Origin of the sequence: Lysinibacillus sp. K60 (assembly GCF_019731275.1) — a bacterium.
GTDB lineage: Bacteria > Bacillota > Bacilli > Bacillales_A > Planococcaceae > Lysinibacillus > Lysinibacillus capsici.
In genome coordinates, this window is the sequence record NZ_JAASJR010000005.1 from 324438 (window position 1) to 342201 (window position 17764).

Here is a 17764-nt window from a genome sequence, read left to right on the forward strand (position 1 = left end):
ATGTGATGCGGTAGGTTTTTTAATATTTATTTAATTTCTTCCAGTGACTTTTTCAGCCATCTTGTCGCCTCTTGATAGTCTTGTGCAACACCATGCCCTTTTTTGTAGAGCATACCAAGCTGGAATTGGGCTTTTTGATGCCCTTGATTAGCAGATAGTCGATAAAGCTGGGCGGCCTTTGCAAAGTCCTTTGGTACGCCCTGTCCATGAATGTGCATTTGGGCTAATTGGTATTGTGCCTTCATATGTCCTTGTGATGCAGCCTGTTCAATCCATTTAGCTGCCTCTGTGTAATCCTGTTCTACGCCTTTACCTTTATCAAATAAATTGCCCAGTTGATACTGCGCACCTGCATGGCCTTGAGTGGCTGCTAGTCGATAACATCTGCGTGCCTCCTCAAGATTTAAGGCTACCCCTAATCCCTGTTCATAAAGTAGGCCTAATTGATATTCAGCTTGAATATGTGATTGATCGGTTGCTGCTCGCCACCATTTAACGGCCTCCTTATAATTTATAGGAACACCAGTGCCAGATGTCAGTAATAGGCCAAGCTCATACTGTGCATCTGCATAACCCTTTTCAGCGGCTGTCCTAAAATATGACATTGCCTTGGCTGGGTCTTGAAGCTGATATGCATATAGACGCCCAAGCTCGAAGCCAGCGCTGATATGGCCATTGTCAGCAGCTTGCAGTAGCCACTTTTCTGCTGACACAAGATTCTGTTCTTTTTCATACAGCAGGCCAAGACAGTATTGAGCATTTAAATGTCCTTTATGTGCCGCTAGCTTGAACCATTTTAAAGCTTCTATATGATCCTTCGTCATTCCTTGCCCAGTATTATAGAGCATGGCCAGTTGAAACTCTGCGTTCACATGGTCCTGTAAAGCAGCCATATGAAACCATTTTGCTGCTTCTTCTTGGTTTTGGGGAATACCACGCCCTTTAAGATGCATATAACCGAGATTGTATTGAGCACTTGCATCTCCAGTTAAGGCAGCCATTTTGAAATAAGCGACGGCCTTATCATAGCTTTGCTCCACACCCGTGCCATTATGATAAAGAAAGCCTAGATTGTTTTGGGCACTTGTATTCCCTTGATTGGCTGCTAAGGTATACCACTTGGCAGCTTCATTAAAATTTTGAGATAGGCCTAAGCCTTGATTATAGAGTACACCTAAATTGTATTGGGCGTCAGCATTCTCTAAATCAGCAGCTATTTGGTAATGACGTGCAGCCTCTAGATAATCCTGTATAACACCTTGGCCTAGATGATAAAGTACACCGAGGCTATAGTGAGCATTTGCGTCATTTTGTGCGGCAGCTCGTTCATACCACATTTTTGCAAGCCTATAGTCCTTTTCTACACCTCGCCCATGATTGTAAAGAGCACCTAAGTTATATTGAGCACTTGCATCTCCATTCTGGGCAGCTACTTCAAACCATTTGACAGCATGTTCGTAAGCCTCTCGTGACTGCTCATGCTGAAGTATATTTTTATCAAATATAGAAGGAAGTTCTGTGACATGAGAAGACAGGCGGTTCGATTTGAAACTACGATCATAGCGCTTCATAAACCATTCAACAATATCGCTAAGATAGTCTAAAACAATTTTAGCTGCTTTGGCTTCTACAATGTCATTACTAGTATGGCTTGTCATTTTATGAATTAGATTCATCAATAAATAAATTCGACGAGGATGAATTTGCGCCACAAAACTTCGATTATTTAATAGCATTCGGACATTTTTGAGTTTAGGTTCGGTATGCATTTCCAATCGATAAATCTCATATAAAATTTCCTCTAATACAAGAAGTGACTTCTGTAAGGATTCTGCTGGGGTTGAAATGGCGAGCAAACTAGCATCCTGTAAATTTTTGGATAATGTTGTGAAGGACAGCTGTCTTAATTTTTGACATTGTTCTTCAAGGTTTTCATAATGCATGACGAAAGAACTCACCTCTTTCAGTTAATTACCTCGGTTTTTATTGCAAGCATTTTACTTTTAAACCTTTTTACAAAGCGCCTCTTCATCTCTTTGTTCATATATCGGAGAAAAATCGATATTATTGATATGTTTTAATGGGATTGATCAGTTGAATTGTTGGTGTTACATGATACTATTTGATATAAGGGAGATTCGTAGCTACGGAGAACCTGTCAGCCTTTAGGTGGGGGATCGAAATGAAAAATATTGCAGCTATTATACCAGCATATAATCCACAACAATCACTCATTACCTATGTACATCAATTATTAGCAACGACTATTACACAAATCATCATTGTCAATGATGGGAGTGATCAAAAATATAAAGATATTTTTGAAAACCTAGATAAAATTGAACGCTGCCAAGTACTACAGCATGATTGCAATATTGGTAAGGGTGGCGCACTTAAGACCGCCTTTGCATATATACGAGAACAACAAGCAAGGTGCCATGGTATCCTTACAGTTGGGGCTCATGGGCAACATACTTTACAAGATGTTAAGCTTGTTTTAACCATGACAAAGGTGTTTTCTGAAGGGATTGTGCTAGGTGTGCGTAACTTTCGTTCAACTGATAGTACATTTCTTTCTTACTGGGGAAATCGTGCAACAAGCTTATTTTTCGAGATACTGTATCATAAGAAATTAATGGATACACAAACAGGTTTACGTTATATTTCCATCAATGAGTTGCCTTGGTTAATGAAAGTAAAAGGTGAACGCTATGATTATGATACAAACATGTTGATTGCTGCACTTAAAAGAAAGTGTCCAGTTTTCGAGGTAGAAATTGGGCAATTACGTATAAAGAAGAATTCAATAATTCAGTACGATGAAATAACAAACGCTGGTACCATTATTACGAGAATGCTCATCAATTATCTAAAACCAAGGAATAGTAATGGCTAGGTTTAAATTTAAAATAATGAGCTAGGATAAAGAATAACGATCACTCATTAGAGCGTAGCGAGTATAAGAGAAGGAGCAATGTATATGGAATATTCAGATCAAGTGAAAAATCGTGTGAAACGGATGGAAGGACAGCTACGTGGCATTTTGAAAATGATGGAAGAGGAAAAAGACTGTAAGGCAGTCATTACACAATTATCAGCAGTACGCTCTGCTGTAGACCGTACAGTTGGGGTTATTGTTAGTACGAACCTATTGGAATGTGTACAGAATGCTGAAGGGGATGGTGAAAAAATGAACGAAGCCATTCAGGAAGCAGTTAATTTAGTGGTGAAAAGTAGATAATTTACTAAACGCCTGAACAATTACAGAATCTAAATCGAAATAAAACTCACTATTAATTAGGTGAGTTTTATTATTTTGCAAAAAAATAGTTATATTCGCTAATTATATTTTATTAGTAGGTATTTTATATTATATAAAATTTAATATATTTTTAGTTAAAAGTCTTAGTTAGTGAACTTGTATGATAGCTTAGTAGGTACATTCTTTGCTATGCTAAATAGTAAAGAAAGAATCAAAGGGAAGGTGATGAGTGATGAAAAAATTATTGTTATGTGGTGCGGCTTTATTGATGTTAAGTCCAACTGCGGTCTATGCAAAACAAACAGAAAATACCTCCCCAATTTATCCTATGGTAGCTAACTCAACAGTAGCAAGTTGGGATCAATTAACAGAAGAACTTGCAAAGCAAATACAAAACTTTGAGACCGATATAAAAATTAAGTATACAGGCAAAATAGGCGACCTAAAAAAAGAAATGATGGACGCACTTGAAAAAGCTAAGCAACAAGCCGTTTATGCAAGTGGACATATAGAAAGTACCATGGTTTCCGCAGATTCTCTAGGGAATGTAACCTATAAAATGAAGTACCTGACAAGTCAAACTCAAGAAGCAGCTGTACAAAAAAAGATTAATCTAATTCTGAAAAATATTATCAAACCTTCTATGACAGATTTTCAAAAAGTAAAAGCTATTAACGATTATATTGTATCCAATACTATGTACGGAACTAAAACTAAGGCAAGTCCACATAGTGCTTATGCTTTGTTTTTTGAAGGACAAGCTGTATGCCAAGGTTATGCATTGGCAGCACATGCTATGTTAGAGCAATCTGGGATAGAGACAAAATATGTTGTAGGCTTTGTAAATGGGAATGAGGCACATGCTTGGAATTTAGTAAAGGTTGATGGGGAATGGTATCATTTGGATACAACGTGGAACGATCCTTTGCCAAATCGCGTTGGTGCGGCGTCCTATGACTATTTTTTAGTGTCGGACAATCAAATTAGCAAAGACCATACTTGGATTAAAGGAAATTATCCTACTGCTACAAGCACTAAATACAGTTATATGCTTAATGTCCATTTCGCACATCAGTTAAATAATATTGTTTATTTTAGTAATACTGCAGATAACGATAAACTGTATAAGCTTGATATGACTAGTGGTAGTAAGTCAAAGGTATTAGATAAACGTTCGTTGTATATTACAGGGACTAATCAAAACCTATATTATAGTGATTACAGTAACGGTGGGTATTTGACAAAGCTAGATTTAAAAACGTTAAAAGCTGAGGTGCTAGTGAAGCAGCCAGTAACAAATTTAAAGGTTAGTGACAATTATTTACTGTATAATGTCCAAACAAAAGAACATAAACTTAAAATTAATTAAGTCAACAAACAAATATTAACAAGCACAAATGGACCCTTAAGTGAGTTCTTTGTGCTTTTTTTGTATATAATGTAAGGAAGACGGTTGGAGGTGAGGAGTTTGTGGAAGAAATTAGCTATAATTGCCATTATTGTTATTTTTATTGATCCTATTTATACAGCTGGTAAGGCAGTTATTCAACAGGTGGTGGATTGGACAAATAATGATGAAATAGAAACGATGCTACTTTCAACAAAGGAGAAGATCGTAGATGTTACTGCAAGACTTTCAGATAATGCCTCAATTGAAACAGCCCTACCTATAGAAGATGTACATGAAGCGGAGGTAGCCCCTACAGCTCCACCTATTCAGAAACCTGAAACAAAGTTAGTCGTGACAAATGCCAAGGAACTGGCTGATGCGATGTATGCGTATTATAATAGCTTTTCACCAAAGTTTGAAATTCAATATAAAGGGAATACACAGAGAATTGAACAAATTGTAGAAGAGGCCTATAACAATGCTATCAAACGCGATGACTATGTTTACGGCCATGTAAGTAAACATTCAATTCGATATGAATATGGGCGAAATAAAGCAACTATTTTTGGAGAACAGAGCTATTTAATGACGCCAGAGCAGGCGGCATATGTAGAGATGAATGTTCAAGAAATTATTGCTAGGATTAGTAAAAAATCTATGACGGATGTAGAAAAGGTACGAGCTGTCAATGACTATATTGTTGCCAATACTTCCTATACAGAACAAACGAACTCTAGCCCACACAGCGCTTATACCGTTCTTGCTGAGCACGGGGGAGTATGCCAGGGCTATGCTTTACTTGCTCACTCTATGCTTCAAAAATTGGGTATTGAAACAAAATATATTGTGGGCTATGTAGGTCAAGAGGGACATGCGTGGAATCTAGTCAAGCTGGATGGACAGTGGTATCATCTCGATACGACATGGAATGATCCAGTACCAGATCGTAAGGGTGCAATACGCTACCAATACTTTTTAGTAGATGACCGTACAATGGCGAAGGATCACTCGTGGATTGCTGAAGACTATCCAAAAGCAACAAGCACACTGTATAGTTATTATCATGATATAGACTTCCCAGCACAGGTTGGAGACCAATTGTTTTATAGTAATATTGCAGATGACAATAAGCTATATGTACTAGATATGAAAACTGGTAAGACGAAACGTGTCACAAATTCCCGGGCGCAATATATCGTTTATTCAGATGGTTGGCTCTACTTTAGTAATTATTCCCGAGGGGCGTATTTAACAAAGATTCGTCCAGATGGTAGTGGAGAAGAGGTACTAAATAGGGAGGATTCGAAGGATTTATTTATAAAGGATGGCTATCTCTATTTTACGACGAAAGAATTGAAGAGACTGGCACTTTAAAAGCAAGAAAAGGGCAATGACTTATAAACAGTCATATGCCCTTTTTGTTCGTTCAATTAAATAAGTAATAGGCTGGTGCTGACAAAGGGTAATGTCCACTTGAGGATACATGAAGGTTATTTCCTCTGTAAAGATCTTTAAAATGAGTGGATTATGCTTGATGGCACCACCATTACAAAAAAAAGTAAATGGTTCATTCTGATAGTCAATATTTTTCAATACAGCGCTTGCTAGAAGGACTAGTTCATGGGCAGCTTGTTGAGATATTGCGATGGCACAAGCATCTTCTTGCTCGACTGCTCTTGCCACAAAAGAGCCTATCTTGGCCAGTTGTGCATTTGTATAGGAAGGTTGGAATAGCCATTCGGCAAGCTCTGTAACATCTTGTATACCTAAAGACTGATAGACAGCTTCCTTTAAGATTGTTGGTTTCCCACGACCATCCTCCATTTTAAATATAGCTCTTACGACTTCCTGCCCTAACCAATACCCACTTCCCTCATCGCCAGCCCGATGTCCCCAGCCCCCTGCACGTACAATTCGCTGCCCATCAAAGGCATAGGCAATAGCTCCTGTTCCAGCAATGAGCAGTGCACCTGCCTGTCCAGCAGTCACACCTAATAGTGTGGCCTCTGCATCATTTTCAATAATCATTGTGTCTATTTGTAGCTGTGTGATCTTAAGAGCATTTTGAACAATAGTCACGACGGCTGCATGATCCTTCGGAGAATCAATGCCAGCTAAAGCAAAGGTGGCTACAGCAATTTGAGAATTAGGATACTTTCGCAAAAATCTTTCAACATTTGCTAAAAGCTCTTGTAATATTGCCGTAGCCGATTCAACACCAATGGCTTGATAATTAGAGCCTTTAGCGGATGTAGAATACTCAATGTCACCAGATTCAGCATGAACAACTGCACATGCTGTTTTTGTCGCCCCACCATCAATAATTAATAACCATTGCTTCATTGATTCCATTCCTCTAGAAAGGCTGTTAGTTCTTTTTCTGCTTCAATAATGGAACTTTCCTTTAAGCGAATCCATTCATAAAAATCATGGGCGTTCAGTTTGGAACGTTCAAGAGCAGCCTTCATAGTGGCTGGAGCGGGACCACCTAGTAATGTTCGCACACCAACAAAGGATTCTGGCCTTAACGTCTTATAAAAATCCTCTTCTGAAATAGTTAATTCCTTGCCCGTGATCAATTTCGATTGTGTATTTGCAAGTCCCCATGTAAGACTAGCTAATGATTCCTCTCCATGAGCAAGTAGAACCTTAATACATTTACTAACAATACTATGTGCTTGACGGAAGGAAATTCCCTCTGAACGGACTAATGTATCAGCTAGCTCAGTGACATTCGCAAAGCTATTTTCAGCGCGACTTTTTAACTTCTTCTTATTGACATCCATTGTAACAACAAGCGAACCAAACAACTTGTAAATACCAATTAAGCGGTCAATGGCACGCCATAAATAAGGCTGCATATCATCCTCAGTGTCTACGATATCTCCAAAAGGTGTATTATGTACCATCTGTAATACTGTACTTGCATCTCCTACAACCGCAGATAGTAATGAGCGTGTATGTTCTATAGAAACAGGATTACGCTTTTGAGGCATAATAGAGCTTATTTGCACATATGGACTTGCGAGTGTAAACGCATTAAACTCCTGAGTAGCCCATAACAAAAAATCTTGAGAAGTACGGCCAAGATTGAGTGCAGCAAGCTGTACAATACTTGCAGCCTCGGCTATATAATCTGCTCCTGCAACTGCATCCCATGCATTTTCGATAATATCATCAAAGGCAAGTAGGTCACGCATACGTTCTCTACTAATATTAAAGCCTGTCGTTGTTAAGGCAGCGGCTCCCATACTGCTACGATTGACCGTTTTATAGACATGCTGCATTCGTTCAAAATCACGCTCTAGCTGGTCGATGACGGCCTTTAAATAATGGGCGAAGGTTGTAGGCTGGGCCTGCTGTGTATGTGTGTAGCCAATCATAATGGTATCGATATGTTCCTCTGCAGCAGCGATTAAATCATCACGTAATGTTAGTAACTCGCGCATTAATAATAATAATTTTTTTCTTAATGTCATTCGATAGATGGCGATACCCATATCATTTCGGCTTCTGCCAATGTGAAGATTTCCAGCAACATCACCAGCAAGCTCTATTAATTTATTTTCAATGCGGAAAAATAAATCCTCATATTGGGGACTGTAATCCTCTAAACGATAATAATTTAAGTCAATTTTTTTTAGAGCTATCCCAATTTGCTTTGCTTCATCTTTTTTTACAAGTCCTTGTTCTTCTAACATTTTTAAATGAGCAATATTGATTTGTAGCATAATTGTTAAAAAATTTTTCTTTGCCTCATCATAAGCTGGCTGTAAAACGATTTTTCGATAGATGTTAGAAGGGAATATCATCCCATCTTCCAGCTGTGTTTTATTGCGAAAATCTTCAAACATTGTCAAGGCCCCCTAATAGATTGGCAGTTAGATGGCTGTACCAGCACTGCCTTTTGATAGTTTTTCAGAAATAATAAGGACAACTAAAATTAAACAAATTTGTAAGACACCATAAGCACAGGCGGTCCCAAATTTAAATGCATATAATTTTTGGAATATCGCTACAGACAATGGAATAGTGGATGTACTGTAAATTAGAATGGATGCAACAAATTCACCAAAGCTTTGCACGAGGGCTAAGAGTGTCCCTGCTAAAATCCCGGTGAATGTTAAAGGCACGACAATACGTCTAAATGTATACCACCAGTTGGCCCCTAAGCCACGTGATGCCTCTTCAATTGATTGATCTAGCTGTACAAGAGAGGCGGATGTTGATCGAAAAACAAGTGGTAAATGTCGAATAAAGTAGGCTAATGGCAAAATCCAAAATGTCCCGATCAATACTTGATTAAAACTAAAGATACTTTCTGTACTAAAGGCTGCAATTAAATTAACAGCAACAACTGTTCCTGGCAAAGCCCAAGGTACCATTATCAAAATATCGAGCAAGGTTTTCCCTTTAAAATTTAAGCGCACCATAGCATAAGCTGCCGCGACTCCAAAGATGATATTGCCCAGTGTTGCAATGACACCCATTTGAATGGAGTTCCAAATAGGTCGCCATGTGCGTTCATCGGTAAAAAGGGCAATATAATGATCGATTGTATAATCGGTCGGGAGAATTTGCGTTTTCCAAGCTCCATCCACAGAAAAAGAGATCAATATCAACACTAAAATAGGCAGTATCAATATTAATGTGCCAACAAAAGAAGCAATGGTTGCTATAATTTTTACCTTTTTTGAGGATACCTCTGAACGATGAACACTAATTCCCTTACTCAGATTTTGATAATTTCTGCGATTTTGATACCAACGCATAATGATTAAAAAAGTGATAGACACAAAAGATAATATCATCGACTGTGTTGCCGCCATCTCAAGATTCCCATTTGTACGTGATAAATAAATTTGCATCGTCATAGTACGCTCCACACCAAACATCAAAGGTGCAGTATAAGAAGCCATAGAAATCATAAACACCAATAAGGATGAGGCGACAATAGAAGGTGTGAGCATCGGTAAAATAACCTTTGTCCATACGCGAATACGCCCTGCACCCAGACTAGTAGCTGCCTCTTCAAGAGCAGGATCAAGCCCCTTAATAGCAGCAGAGGCAGTCAAATAGAAGTACGTATACATTGTGAATGTATGAACAACGATGACGCCCCATATTCCCTTCAAGGCAAAAGGAACGTGATCCAACCCAAATAGATGCTGAAAAATTCGTGGGAAAATCCCGCTATCGCCATATAAAAATGAAAAGGACAAAACACCTACTAGAGGAGGAAGTGCCATTGGAACCAAAACTAAAATAGACAATATCCGTCTCCCAGGGAAATTATAGCGTTCTAGTAAAAAGGCCATTGTTACCCCAACAAGTGCACAGCAAATAACGCTGATAAATGAAATATAAATACTGGTCCACAAGGCCTCTAAATTTGCTGGACTAGCTATATCAAAAAATTTCTTATAGTGGAAGAATGCTTCATCACCAGCAAAGCTTTGGATGAAAGTTTGATAGAAGGGATAAACCACATAGGCGAATAACACTAAAAATAATGGCGATATTAAAACATAGACAAACCAATTGGCATGCAAAATTCGCGTCCACGTACTTTCAGACTGTTTCCCCATATTGGCTTCCTCCTATTCCCCTAAAAAGTACAGTGAATCTTGTGCCATATGGATTGTAATATCTTCACCGATCTTTTTGATTTGGTCATAAGAATTAATAAGCATTACTTTAAGTGAGAACGCAGTAAAATCTACAATGTAATTAACGCTAATACCTGTGAATTCAACAAATGTAATTTTTCCTGTTAATGTGTTTTCACCAGTACCAAGTTGAATCGATTCTGGACGAATAGAAATAAATACTTTGTCTCCAATCATATGCGTTAAAGAGGGAGAGCTTTGTTGCTTTCGCCCAATTAAATTATGTCCATTCACTGTTCGTACTTGTACATTTTCCCCATCAATAGCTTGGATTGAGCATTCAATTAAATTAGTTTCACCAATAAAATTTGCCACAAAACGATCCTTGGGTTGATGATAAATTTCCTGAGGAGTACCAATTTGTTTGATATAGCCATTTTCCATAACCATAATTCGATCCGACATAGACATGGCTTCCATTTGATCGTGAGTAACGTATATCGTTGTGACTCCAAGCTCAGATTGGATTCGTTTGATTTCAATACGTGTTTCCTCACGCAATTTTGCATCTAGATTGGATAGAGGTTCATCAAGCAATAAAATATCTGGCTCTATCACGAGTGCCCTAGCTAAAGCAACACGCTGCTGTTGCCCACCAGATAGCTCATTTATTTTTCTGTTGCCGTAAGCAGCAAGATGTACTTGACCTCTAATTCGATCCACCTTGTGCTGAATCTCAGCTTTTGAAAATTTTCGAACTTGTAAACCAAATGCAATATTCTCATCAACCGTCATATGGGGGAAAAGGGCATAATTTTGAAATACCATGCCGATATTGCGCTTATTGGGCTGAAGTCGAGTGACATCTCGATCATCAAAAAGAATTTTGCCTTTAGTAGGGTAATAAAAGCCTGCAAGCATCCTTAAAGTGGTTGTTTTGCCACAGCCGCTAGGACCCAGAAAGGTAAAAAATTCACCAGCTTTTATTTCAAGATTTAAGTCCTTCACGCTATACACTTGACCAAATTGCTTCGAGACATTTTCGATTCTGACACTTCTCAATCATTAGCTCCTCTCTAACAAAGAATCTAGATGATACAGGAAGGTAAAAATTCGCTGTATAAGCCGAATTTTTACCCGTTCTACTATTTACCGCGCCCTTTAATATTGTTATCCCAGTATTCCATCCATTCTGCTTCTTTGTCAGACATTAGCTGCCAATCAATATCAAATGTTTTTAAATCTAATTCCTGATACCATTCTGGCATGGAGCCTTTGTCGATATCTGAACGTGTAGGAATTTGATAATAATCATTAGCTAATTGTGTTACCATCTCTTTTTCAAATAAAAACTCTACAAAAAGTTTCGCATTTTCTAGGTTCTTCGCATTGTTTACAACTGCTACACCGTCTACTAAAATAGGTGCACCACTTTTAGGATAAATATAATCAAAAGGATAATCTGTCGTATATTTTTTTAACAAAATATCTTGTAGATTCCATAGGGAGACACTGCCTTCTTGACGTGTTAGTTTTAAATACAAAGCATTAGGGTCTTGTGTGTACTCCTTTGTATTGGCATCTAATTGTAGTAACCACTCGTAGCCTTTATCAGGTGAATCCGCACCTTGTCGTACAATCATGGAAGAATAAATCGTACGCATTGTGCCTGACGCCAGTACACCTCTGATTAAAATTTGATCCTTCCATTTAGGATCTAATAAGTCATCCCAGTCCTGTGGACCAGTTTCTTTTGTTAGTAAATCACTATTAATCATAATTACTTCAGGTAACAGCATCTCGCCGAACCAACGTCCATCTACATCTTTGTGTGCGGTATCAATAGCGTCAATAAAGCTCGGCTGCCAAGCATGTAGTAAGTCTTCATTGGCGCCAACAATGAGTGCGGATTGCGTTCCGCCCCACCAAAAATCTGCTTGAGGATTGGCTTTCTCTCCACGAAGACGTTCTAAAATCTGTTGAGCACCCATTGTTAGAAATTCTACTTCAATGTCTGGATATTTTTCATTAAACTGATCGATCACATTTTGCACCATTTCTTCGTCACGTCCAGTGTAAATTACTAGCTTGCCTGAAGGCGACGTTGTTGCTACTTCTGTTTGTTTACCATTCGATGCCTCGTCATTATTTGCTGCATCATTTGTAGAATTTTGCTGATCTTTGCCATTACAAGCAGCTAAAACGACAAGCATTAACATAAGGAAAAAACCAAGAATATAGGCTTTTTTCATCAACTTCCCCTTTCTTAAAGTAAGTTACTTGCATATTGCAGTATAATACCGAAGGGGAACATTAATGTTAGAATTATTAAAAAATTACATTTGCATTCATCATAGCGAAGTGCATAATGGTAAGCAATGGCATTTCATTAAAGTTCAAAAAAACTCCTTAAAAAGGAATCATTCCATTTTTAAGGAGTTTTTTGTCGATTTATAAATGTGCTTCTAATAAGCTATCCTTTTGTTGACGTTGTGCAACAATGGTTGGCAGCATCATGCCAGCAATCACCAGTACAATCCCGATAATTTGTACAGCAGTTAAAGGTTCATGCAAAACAATAACGGAAACAGTAACAGCCACTGGTAATTCAATGGCGCTTAAAATAGAAGCAAGCGCACCACCAACTTTAGGGATAGCAATCGAAAATAGATAAATCGGTAAAATGATACCGAAAAGACCTAGTGCTAGTCCATATTTCCACAGGCCTTGCATGAATAGTTTACCGTTCCAAATAACCTCGGGGCTTAGGAAAATACTGATCATAATAAGGGCTATAGAGGAAACGATTAATACCCTTGATGTGGTAGTCACGCCCTCGACAGGTCGAGAATTAAATTGAATAAAACATGCAAAAGTAACGGCTGCTGTAAAACCGAATAGCCATCCTTGAATAGGAATGTCACTTAAATCTACATTTAATACACCTGCAGCTAGAATCGTTCCGATAAATAAGATGACGATTGAAATAACTTCAGGTCTACTTGGTAATCTTTTATGGAGGGCACAATCAATCAGTAGACCAATCCATGTAAATTGGAATAACATGACTACTGCAAGAGAAGCAGGAAGATACTTTAAAGATTCTCCGTACACGATACCTGTTGTCCCTGTAAAAATTCCCGCACATATTAAAATAAGTAAACCCTTCTTGGACGGTCTTGGTAATTTTCTGTCAGTAAAAATAAAGATGGATATTACGAGTAAAAAGCCAATAATATATTGGCTTGATACAGCCTCTGCTGATGTAAAGCCATGCTGCATAGCTACTTTGACAATAGTCGACAAGATCCCGTAACTACTAGATGCAATAACAATCAAAAGAGGGTAAATCAAATTGTTTTTCATATATTAGTTATTCACTTCCTAAAACTGTTTAACCATATGGTGAAAAGGCTCATCAATAATTGACCAAGGCTCCGTAATAACAAAGCCTAGTCGTTCATAAAGACGGCGAGCTTCTTCTTTTTGGGTTTCAACATTTAATGATAATTTTGTATAGCCACGCTGCTTTGTCAGCTCTTCGGCAAATTGTAATAGCAATGTTCCGATTCCTTTACCACGTGCAGCTGGTGCAACACAAACTGTATCAATGTAAGCCTCGTCTTCATGGGCTTCTTTGTCAATAACAATGGATGGTGCATTTTTTGCTTCAAGCCATTTAACAAGGTTAGCATCCATATGAACAGCTTGTTGACCGTGATAATAAACGAGAATCCCCAAAATCTGTTCACTTTCAGTAGCGACAAAAGTATTTAAATAAGAATGTCGATTGTCTTCTTGTTGAAAAAGAACAGTCAGCTCTTGTATCACAGCCTCCGTTGATTGCTCACCAGTTAACCGATTAGCAATATCGCCAATGGCGTCGATAATTAAAGGCACAACAGCATGGGCATCTTGTGGTTGCGCTTGTCGAATTGTAATACTCATTTTGATAATCCCTACCTTTCTATAGGCAAGTATAACAAAGATAGGGGATGACTCAAGTTATCCATCCTCTCGTAAAGAAATGCCAAAAGTAAAAACCTTTATAGAATGACAATTTTCGTGTTAATCTATAATGACTAGACTTTCAGGAGGACTATCATGACAAAGCAAGAGAAGGATTTTATATTAGTCTATGGAGATGCTTTTATTGACTATATTGCTGATGATGTAACAAACTCATCATTTACTAAATATATGGGTGGCGCAACGGTCAATGTTGCAGCGGGTATTAGCCGCATTGGTGCGCCTTCCGCATTAATTACAATTACGGGTGATGATGAGGGCTCGCAATTTGTGAGAGATGGGCTTGCCCAAGAGGGTGTGAAACTGGATTATGCCGTATTTGATCCAGCAAAACGAGTAAGTGGTGTTTATGTGCATCTAACAGAAGCATGTGAGCGAATTTTTAAGGATTATGTTGATGAAACACCCGATTTACAAGTTGAACCATCACAGCTAAATGAAGCAGCTTTTAAGCATGCCTCTGCTTTAACGGTGTGTTCAGGCACAATGTTCCATCCAACAGCTCTTGCTACAACACGAGCAGCAGTAGAAATGGCTAAGGACAAGGGTGCGATTATTGCAATGGATGCAAATATCCGTCCTTTACGTTGGAGCAGTGAAGAAATTTGTCGAGATACGATTACATCATTTTTCGAGGATGTTGATATTTTAAAGGTGACGGATGATGAGTTATTCTTCCTGACAGAGACAAGTAGCTTAGAAGAAGGTATCGAGCAATTAAATAGCTATTTAGTGCCTATTATTTTAATTACCGTAGGAGAGAACGGGACTTATGCAGTCCTTAATGGTGATGTTATCCATGTACCGACTGAGAAAGTAGTGCCTGTGGATACTACAGGTGCGGGAGATGCATTTATGGCAGGTGTCCTACGTGATGTCCATTATAATGGTTTACCTACAACAAAAGCAGAACTAGTGCGTTGTACAAGCTTTGGCAACAAATTAGGCGCTTTTGCCGCAACAAAAGCAGGTGCTTTAACGGCTCTACCATATTATGAGGATATTAAGCATTTACTAAAATAAACATGTGAGGCGTGGAGAATATGGAGAAAAACTACGATGTTTTAGTAAAGGATCAACTGTTCTTTGGCGGTGCAAAAGATGCAGAGGCTGCATTTACACAAGAATCCGTTGATGTTGTGATAGATGTTCGTGTTCAAGGGCTATCCCTTCAAGAGCAGGAAATAGTTCCTTATTCTTATAAACATATGCCTATAGCAGATGAAGATAGTGAGGTAGCATCATCCATCCAACAAGTAGCGCAAGAAGTTGCTATAGCCTTTGAGACAGGGCAGAAAGTATATGTTCACTGTGGAAGTGGGGGTGGACGTGCAGGTGTTGCAGCTACTGCTATCTTAATGGAGTTGGGAATGGCTGATTCGTTAGAAGCAGCACAGTCAGCTGTCAAAAAAGCTCGTCCAGTAGTAACTATACGCCCTAAAATGGAAGATGCTTTGCAAAAACTTTATAAATAATTGAGAAGATGTACTAATTAAGGTACATCTTTTTTTATGATGTAAGAGATACTTTGTTCTATACATATTAGAACAAAGTTGTTATAGTTAGTGTATAACAAATAATGAGGTGATCTGTATGATGGAGGAATTAGCAAAAGTTCCATGGGCAGTTATAGCACCGCTCATCATCGTTCAAATTATTTTGATGATCGTAGCACTTATTGATTTACGAAAAATTCATGCAACAAACGGCCCTAAAATTCTTTGGGTGTTTATCATTCTATTTGCTAATCTATTAGGGTCAATTGCGTACTTTATAGTGGGGAGAAAGCAGTCATGACAACTTTACTTCAAGTTACAGGTTTGACCAAGCAATTTGCAGAGCACAAAGTTGTAGATGCTATTCATTTCAACTTAGAGGAAAAAACTTCTACGGCTTTAATTGGTCCGAATGGAGCTGGCAAGACAACCACTTTATCTATGTTAACGGGACTTTTGAAACCGACTGCTGGAAATGTAAAGATGCTAGGTAATGATTTACGTGCGAATATAGGTTTTTTACCACAATATCCACAATTTCATCCTTGGCTAACTGCGTTAGAGTTTACAGAAATGGCTGCAAAGTTGAATGGTGTAGCAGCCAAAAAGGCTAAATTAGAAGCCCAAAAAACCTTAGAATTTGTAGGGTTAGGGGATGCCCAACATAAAAAAATAGCCTCTTTTTCAGGTGGGATGAAGCAGCGACTTGGTATTTCCCAAGCAATAGTGCATAAGCCTAAATTACTGCTATTAGACGAACCTGTTTCAGCATTAGATCCAGTTGGCCGTAGAGAAGTACTTGATTTATTAAAAGGACTACAGCAAGAGACGACTATTTTATACTCAACGCATATTTTAAATGATGCTGAAGAAATGACAGATCAACTATTATTCTTGCAAAATGGAAAACTAGTAGAGCAGGGAACATTACGTGAAGTACGGCAACGTTTTGATGAGCAAAATTATGTCATTGAATTTGGCAGTGAAGAAGAAGCTAAGCTTTTTGCAAATCCGTCTAATCATGTAATAGGTTGTAATGTGTATATTGAGATCGTGAATGAGGAGCCGACGATGAAAATGTTGCTTCAACGGTTAAGTGAATGTCCTTATACAATTAGAAAGGTAGAGCGACAGACAGCATCTTTGGAAGAAATTTTCATGAAGGTGGCGAAAAAGGCATGAGAGGATTCAATGTACTTCTGCAAAAGGAATTTAGAGAAGCATGGAGGAGTTGGAAGTTTCTATGGATTCCTCTAGTGTTTGCTCTGCTTGGAATGAGTGATCCACTAACAAACTATTATATGATGGATATTTTAAATGCTGTTGGGAATGTACCAGAGGGCTTTGAAATGTTGATGCCAGAATTAATGCCACTGGATTTAATTCAAGCTTCTATCGGGCAATTTCAAACGATTGGCTTATTGGTGATGATGGCTTCGTTTGTAGGAGCTATTAGTAAGGAACGTGCTAATGGTATGGCAACATTACTATATGCTCGGCCCATTTCATTTGGCGCATATTTTTTAGGTAAATTTGTTGTTATGAGCACCATTTGTTTGGTTAGTATTTTAGCTGGGTTTGCTGCAAGTGTCTATTATACAACTATTCTATATGGAACGTTGGACGTGAGTGCACTGTTAGTAAGCTTTTCTACGTACTATATTTGGTTGCTATTTGTGATAGCTGTTACGTTAATGATGAGTGCCAGCTTTAAAACAGTTATTGCTACAACGTGTGCATTTACAGTGATCTTTGTTGGGCAAATTATCGATATGATTATAGGAATCTTTTGGACAATATCACCGTGGAAACTAGCAAGCTACGGAATTGCAAAATTTCGAGGAACAATAGAGATATCAGATTACTGGTGGAGCTTAGTCATTACGCTAGCATTGACAATTATCTGCATCGGCATTGGTATCGTGATGATGAAAAGAAATGCGTCTATGACAAAAATCTGAAGAGAAAACGGTAAAAA

At 38.3% G+C, this 17764-nt stretch carries 17 protein-coding genes; 9 read left to right on the forward strand and 8 right to left on the reverse strand.

Features of this window, described 5'->3' with window-relative positions; genetic code table 11:
* Positions 1-26: 26 nt before the first annotated feature.
* The gene (locus HCH28_RS13465) at positions 27-1943 is read right to left on the reverse strand and encodes an SEL1-like repeat protein (protein WP_221681320.1); all 1917 of its coding nucleotides are present in this window, start codon (positions 1941-1943) and stop codon (positions 27-29) included.
* A 239-nt stretch (positions 1944-2182) separates the two neighbouring features.
* Between HCH28_RS13465 and HCH28_RS13470 the strand changes: the two genes are divergently transcribed.
* The 4 genes from HCH28_RS13470 to HCH28_RS13485 all read left to right on the forward strand — a co-directional run bounded on the left by HCH28_RS13470 (position 2183) and on the right by HCH28_RS13485 (position 6026).
* Positions 2183-2896, forward strand: coding sequence for a glycosyltransferase family 2 protein (locus HCH28_RS13470; RefSeq protein ID WP_004233095.1), 714 nt, complete (start codon positions 2183-2185; stop codon positions 2894-2896).
* An 84-nt stretch (positions 2897-2980) separates the two neighbouring features.
* Positions 2981-3241 (forward strand): metal-sensitive transcriptional regulator, encoded by a 261-nt coding sequence (locus HCH28_RS13475; RefSeq protein ID WP_004233098.1) that lies wholly within the window; start codon positions 2981-2983, stop codon positions 3239-3241.
* A 253-nt stretch (positions 3242-3494) separates the two neighbouring features.
* Positions 3495-4631 carry a transglutaminase domain-containing protein gene (locus HCH28_RS13480; protein WP_221681321.1) on the forward strand — a complete coding sequence of 379 codons (1137 nt, stop codon included), beginning with the start codon at positions 3495-3497 and terminating at the stop codon, positions 4629-4631.
* A 90-nt stretch (positions 4632-4721) separates the two neighbouring features.
* Entirely contained in the window at positions 4722-6026 is a 1305-nt protein-coding gene (locus HCH28_RS13485) for a transglutaminase domain-containing protein (RefSeq protein ID WP_274771171.1), read from the forward strand.
* 21 nt (positions 6027-6047) lie between these two features.
* On the opposite strand, the gene HCH28_RS13490 is transcribed toward HCH28_RS13485, so the two are convergent.
* From HCH28_RS13490 to HCH28_RS13520, 7 genes are all read right to left on the reverse strand, one after another.
* Entirely contained in the window at positions 6048-6995 is a 948-nt protein-coding gene (locus HCH28_RS13490) for an N-acetylglucosamine kinase (protein ID WP_221681323.1), read from the reverse strand.
* Positions 6992-8506 carry an argininosuccinate lyase gene (argH, locus tag HCH28_RS13495; protein ID WP_221681324.1) on the reverse strand — a complete coding sequence of 505 codons (1515 nt, stop codon included), beginning with the start codon at positions 8504-8506 and terminating at the stop codon, positions 6992-6994. Before argH ends, HCH28_RS13490 begins: the two co-directional genes overlap by 4 nt.
* Before the next feature lie 27 nt (positions 8507-8533).
* A complete protein-coding gene (locus tag HCH28_RS13500) occupies positions 8534-10240 on the reverse strand; it encodes an ABC transporter permease (RefSeq protein WP_221681325.1) in 1707 nt (568 codons plus the stop codon).
* 12 nt (positions 10241-10252) lie between these two features.
* A complete protein-coding gene (locus HCH28_RS13505) occupies positions 10253-11323 on the reverse strand; it encodes an ABC transporter ATP-binding protein (RefSeq protein ID WP_009371494.1) in 1071 nt (356 codons plus the stop codon).
* A gap of 83 nt (positions 11324-11406) precedes the next feature.
* Complete coding sequence (locus HCH28_RS13510; protein ID WP_221681326.1) at positions 11407-12513, reverse strand: extracellular solute-binding protein; 1107 nt, start codon at positions 12511-12513, stop codon at positions 11407-11409.
* A gap of 199 nt (positions 12514-12712) precedes the next feature.
* Positions 12713-13627 carry an EamA family transporter gene (locus tag HCH28_RS13515; protein ID WP_221681327.1) on the reverse strand — a complete coding sequence of 305 codons (915 nt, stop codon included), beginning with the start codon at positions 13625-13627 and terminating at the stop codon, positions 12713-12715.
* An 18-nt stretch (positions 13628-13645) separates the two neighbouring features.
* Positions 13646-14209 carry a GNAT family N-acetyltransferase gene (locus tag HCH28_RS13520; RefSeq protein WP_221681328.1) on the reverse strand — a complete coding sequence of 188 codons (564 nt, stop codon included), beginning with the start codon at positions 14207-14209 and terminating at the stop codon, positions 13646-13648.
* 156 nt (positions 14210-14365) lie between these two features.
* Between HCH28_RS13520 and HCH28_RS13525 the strand changes: the two genes are divergently transcribed.
* The 5 genes from HCH28_RS13525 to HCH28_RS13545 all read left to right on the forward strand — a co-directional run bounded on the left by HCH28_RS13525 (position 14366) and on the right by HCH28_RS13545 (position 17747).
* Complete coding sequence (locus HCH28_RS13525; protein ID WP_221681329.1) at positions 14366-15313, forward strand: carbohydrate kinase family protein; 948 nt, start codon at positions 14366-14368, stop codon at positions 15311-15313.
* A gap of 20 nt (positions 15314-15333) precedes the next feature.
* The gene (locus HCH28_RS13530) at positions 15334-15765 is read left to right on the forward strand and encodes a protein-tyrosine phosphatase family protein (RefSeq protein WP_221681330.1); all 432 of its coding nucleotides are present in this window, start codon (positions 15334-15336) and stop codon (positions 15763-15765) included.
* Positions 15766-15883: 118 nt separating this feature from the next.
* A complete protein-coding gene (locus HCH28_RS13535) occupies positions 15884-16087 on the forward strand; it encodes a PLDc N-terminal domain-containing protein (RefSeq protein ID WP_004233126.1) in 204 nt (67 codons plus the stop codon).
* On the forward strand, positions 16084-16968 hold the full coding sequence (locus HCH28_RS13540) for an ABC transporter ATP-binding protein (RefSeq protein ID WP_221681331.1): 885 nt from the start codon (positions 16084-16086) through the stop codon (positions 16966-16968). Before HCH28_RS13535 ends, HCH28_RS13540 begins: the two co-directional genes overlap by 4 nt.
* The gene (locus tag HCH28_RS13545) at positions 16965-17747 is read left to right on the forward strand and encodes an ABC transporter permease (protein WP_221681332.1); all 783 of its coding nucleotides are present in this window, start codon (positions 16965-16967) and stop codon (positions 17745-17747) included. The genes HCH28_RS13540 and HCH28_RS13545 overlap by 4 nt, the downstream gene beginning before the upstream one ends.
* The last annotated feature ends 17 nt before the right edge of the window (positions 17748-17764 follow it).